Source organism: Paramuribaculum intestinale (assembly GCF_003024925.1).
Lineage (GTDB): Bacteria > Bacteroidota > Bacteroidia > Bacteroidales > Muribaculaceae > Paramuribaculum > Paramuribaculum intestinale.
Genome location: NZ_PUED01000195.1, coordinates 1 through 4114 on the forward strand (window position 1 = coordinate 1; position 4114 = coordinate 4114).

General features: G+C 59.1%; 5 protein-coding genes. All 5 read left to right on the plus strand.

Annotated elements, in window-relative coordinates; translation table 11 throughout:
* On the plus strand, positions 1 to 449 hold a 449-nt coding region (locus C5O24_RS11315; protein WP_133165553.1), incomplete at its 5' end, for a GDP-mannose 4,6-dehydratase.
* 49 nt (positions 450 to 498) lie between these two features.
* Positions 499 to 1938: an RNA polymerase factor sigma-54 gene (rpoN, locus tag C5O24_RS11320; RefSeq protein ID WP_107036917.1), complete on the plus strand. Its 1440-nt coding sequence runs from the start codon at positions 499 to 501 to the stop codon at positions 1936 to 1938.
* A 45-nt stretch (positions 1939 to 1983) separates the two neighbouring features.
* Entirely contained in the window at positions 1984 to 2595 is a 612-nt protein-coding gene (locus C5O24_RS11325) for a hypothetical protein (protein WP_107036916.1), read from the plus strand.
* 18 nt (positions 2596 to 2613) lie between these two features.
* Positions 2614 to 3129, plus strand: coding sequence for a 5-(carboxyamino)imidazole ribonucleotide mutase (gene purE / locus C5O24_RS11330; RefSeq protein WP_107036915.1), 516 nt, complete (start codon positions 2614 to 2616; stop codon positions 3127 to 3129).
* A partial coding sequence (ispG, locus tag C5O24_RS11335) for a (E)-4-hydroxy-3-methylbut-2-enyl-diphosphate synthase (protein ID WP_107681843.1) occupies positions 3116 to 4114 on the plus strand: 999 nt, incomplete at its 3' end. The genes purE and ispG, both read left to right, overlap by 14 nt.

Genomic DNA, 4114 nt, shown 5'->3' on the forward strand with positions numbered 1-4114 from the left:
GTCCGCGTCAGAGCGCCCGCGCGATCATCCCGACCATCATCACCCAGATAGCCAACGGCGCCACCGAGATCAAGACCGGCGATCTGAGTCCGACCCGCGACTTCAACTTCGTTGCCGACACGGCTCGCGGATTTTTGGCTCTTGCCCGCGCCGAGGGCGTGGAGGGTCAGGAATATAACATCTCGACCGGCACGGAGGTGACGATGCTTCAAACGCTTCAGACGATAGCACGCCTGATGGGACGCGAGGTGAACTACGTGACCGACCCTCAGCGTCTGCGTCCTGGCAAGAGCGAAGTGTTCAGGCTCTGCGGCGACAGCACCCGTCTGCGCGAGCTTACAGGATGGCGTCCGGAGGTGAGTCTTGAAGAGGGGCTGCAGCGCACGATCGACTGGTTTGTGCGTCCGGAAAATCTCGCCCGCTACAAGTGGGACATATATAATGTGTGATCTTAGAGTATGTTTGAATTTGACACGATGTAAAAAGCCATAATCGCGGATGGAAGAGTCGCTTAAGTTAAGTCAGAAACAGCAGTTGCGCCAGACTTTGTCGCCGGTGCAGGTGCAGTATGTGAGGCTGCTTGAGATGGGTACAGCCGAGATCGAGGACGAAGTGAAGCGCGAACTCGACGAGAATCCGGCGCTTGAGGCCTCTTCCGACGATCAGATCCGTCAGGCAGACGCTCAGGGCGAAACCGCCGAGCAGATGATGCTGGCCGACTACCGCAGCGAAGATGATGTCCCGTCCTACAGGCTTGAGGCCAAGAACGGCTCCTCGGACCGCACTTTCTTTGATCCGGACACTCGTCAGGAGGGTGAAACGCTCATGGCCTATCTGACCGAACAGCTGCGCCAGAGCGGCATGGACGGGAGTGAACTCGAAACGGCCGTTTTTCTTGCCGGAAGTCTTGACGGCAACGGCTATCTGACACGCGCGCTGCCTCTTGTGCGTGAGGATCTGGAGGTTCAGACCGGCGTGGAGGTGACGATGGACGAAATGCGCTCCGCTCTCGACACGCTGCGTAGGCTCGATCCAGCGGGCGTCGGAGCGTCGGATCTGCGCGACTGTCTGCTGCTGCAGCTTCGCCGTCTTGATCCGCAGCAGGATGTGGCTGACGCCACGGAGATAATAACCCATTATTTCGATCTCTTCGCGGGAATGAAGATGGACCGGCTGATGACGGCCGCATCGCTTAGCGAAAGCCGACTTAAAGCGGCGATAGACCTGATACGCACTCTGAATCCGAAACCGGGAGCCACTTTTGAAGGATCCGACAGCGAAGCTGAAATCAGAGCCGCCCATATAACGCCCGACTTCTACGTCGAAACCGACGGCGACAGGCTCTTGCTGAGCATGCCCGACAATCTGCCGCATCTTGCGATAGAACAGAGCTTCGACGTGGACAACATAGAGATAAGCCCGCGTATGCCGCGTCGAGATGCGGATGCTCTGGCATTTCTGAAGAGCCGTCGCGATTCGGCAGCCGACTTCATAAAGGCCATAGGTATGCGCCGCGAAACCCTGTGGCGCGTCATGACCGCGATAATGCGTCATCAGCGCGACTTCTTCCTCACTGACGACGAGCTGAAACTGCGGCCGATGATACTGAAGGATATCGCAGCCGCCACAGGCTATGACATATCGGTGGTGAGCCGCGCCACACAGGGTAAATATGTGGCGACGGCCGGCGGTGTTTATCCGCTCAAATTTTTCTTCAACGAGCGCCCCAAGAGCGACAGCGACGCATCGTCGCTTGAGATCATGGCCGCCCTGCGACACCTTGTCGACCAGGAAAACAAGCGCTCGCCGCTGAGCGATGAAGCTCTGACAGCGGCTTTGAAGGCTCAGGGCTACGACATAGCGCGGCGCACGGTGGCCAAATACCGCGAAAAGGCCGGTATTCCCGTGGCGCGACTCCGTACTCTCCACGGTATCTGACCACTGCGACATCCATACGCAAACATGAAACGCTAAAATACTATAATGAAACTTCTATCACAGATATTATCAGCCCTTCTGTCGCCGCTGCTCGTGCCGACCTACGGTGTGGTGCTGTCGCTGTTTCTCACCGTGCTGTCGACGGTCCCGGCTCCGGTGAAGTGGACTGTGACCGGCGTGTGTTTCGCCATCACCTGCCTCGTGCCATTGCTGGCCATAATCGTGCTCCACAGGATCGGACTGGTGAAAGATCCCGGGCTGAACAACCGCAACGAGCGCCTGATCCCCTACGTCGTGTCGGCGCTAAGCTACGGAGCCTGCGCTGCATACCTGCACACGGCTCACGCCCCGTCGTGGCTGTGGCTGTTCATGGCCGGAGCCGGTGTCGCCACGGTGGTATGCGCAGCCGTCAATTTCCGCTGGAAGATAAGCGCCCATCTCACTGCAATGGGCGGACTGACGGCGATCGCATTCAGAATCCTTGACATGCACATAGCGGCTCCGGGCGTGAATTTCATATTGGCGGCTATGGCAGCCGTGCTGCTGTCGGGTCTGCTTGGCACCGCCCGCATATATCTCGGCCGCCACACCCTGTGGCAGACACTGGCCGGCATGGCCAACGGCTTCGCGTGCGTGTATCTGATATCACTGATATAATCCAAATCAATCATAATCATGACTCCATTAGTAAGCATCATCATGGGAAGCACAAGCGATCTTCCCATTCTCAGCAAGGCAGCCGACTTTCTTGAAAAGATGGAGGTGCCGTTTGAAATGAACGCCCTGTCGGCTCACCGCACTCCCGATGAAGTGGAGCGCTTCGCACGTGGCGCGCGCGACCGAGGCCTTAAGGTGATCATCGCCGCCGCCGGCATGGCCGCCGCCCTTCCCGGTGTGATAGCCGCCATGACTCCGCTGCCTGTTATCGGCCTGCCGATCAACTCCACCCTGTCGGGTCAGGACGCACTGTATTCGATAGTGATGATGCCGCCGGGCGTATCGGTGGCCACCGTAGGCATAAACGCCGGTCTGAACGCCGCTGTAATGGCCGTGCAGATCCTTGCGCTTGAAGACAAGGCCCTCGCAGAGCGTTTCGACAATTACCGCTCCGGACTCAAGGAGAAGATAGTCAACGCCAACCGTGAGCTTGACAAGCTCGACTACAAGTTCAAGTCCAATGGAGGGTTTTGACTACTCCCGACGTCGGACGGTGGAGGTGCGCGCCGGCCGTGTGGCCATAGGGGGCGACAACCCTGTGCGCCTGCAGTCGATGACCAACACTTCCACTATGGACGCCGACGGCTCCGTAAGGCAGTCGGCTCAGCTTGCCGCCGCCGGCAGTGAGCTTGTGAGGCTCACCGCGCAGGGCGTCAGGGAGGCCGACAACATAGGCGTGATCTCGTCGCGTCTGCGTGAGGCCGGTGTCGACGTGCCCCTGGTGGCCGACATACATTTCAATCCCCGCGCGGCTTTTGCCGCCGCCGTCACTGCCGACAAAGTACGCATCAATCCCGGCAACTTCGTGGATCCGGGTCGTGTGTTCAAGAAACTGGAATATACCGACGAGGAGTATGCAGCCGAACTGCAGCGGATCGACGACGCTCTGACGCCGTTTCTGGAGCTGTGTCGCGAGAACGGTACGGCGATACGCATAGGTGTGAACCACGGTTCGCTTTCTGACCGTATCATGAGCCGTTTCGGTGACAATCCGGCCGGCATGACCGAGAGCGCCATGGAGTTTCTGCGCGTGTGCCGCAAACGCCGTTTTGACAATGTCGTGATCTCGATCAAGGCCTCCAACGTGAGTCTGATGGTGGAAACCGTCAGGATGCTCGCCGACGCGATGGCTGCCGAGGATATGCACTACCCGATACATCTTGGAGTGACCGAGGCCGGCGACGGTGAGGACGGGCGTGTGAAATCGGCCGTAGGGATAGCCACGCTTCTCACCGAAGGTATCGGCGACACGATAAGGGTGTCGCTGTCGGAGGATCCTGTAAATGAACTTCCTGTGGCGAGAATGCTTGCCGACTATTCCCTTCGTGGAGCCGGCGCTCCCCATATACCCGGCACTCCGCAGGGGTCGCGCCCGAACGGACGCCGGCGCAGCCTCAGCCATGGCGCCATCGGCGGCGACAATCCGCCAGCCGTGGCCGGCGGCCATGAGGGCTATGTG